The organism is Bradyrhizobium sp. Leo114 (assembly GCF_055229415.2).
In genome coordinates, this window is record NZ_JBUYEN020000274.1 from 1 (window position 1) to 255 (window position 255).

The 255-nt window shown below is 58.8% G+C and carries 1 protein-coding gene; it reads right to left on the bottom strand.

All coding sequences use genetic code 11. The features are described from left to right. Window positions 1-119, bottom strand: a 119-nt coding sequence (locus ACZIRK_RS45725; protein WP_463331978.1) for an ArsA-related P-loop ATPase, incomplete at its 3' end; no start/stop codon positions are given. Between the last annotated feature and the right edge of the window lie 136 nt (window positions 120-255).

The following is a 255-nucleotide window of genomic DNA, read 5'->3' on the forward strand; positions in this document are numbered from 1 at the left end:
CAGCCCACGATCAGGATCTTGTGGCCCATTTCGGCCAGCGCCGCCAGCGTGTTCTGCGAGGTGGTCGACTTGCCGATGCCACCCTTGCCGTAGAACGCGATTTGTCTCAGTGAAGACATGTTGCTCTCCATCAACCGATTTGCCAAAGTTTGCGCGCTGGCTCGCGCGCCAGCTTTGTTTCTCTCTCAGAAACGAGGCACACGGGTTCAAGGGAAGGAGAGCATCGCTCGTCTTGCGCGTCTGCGTGCACTCAGC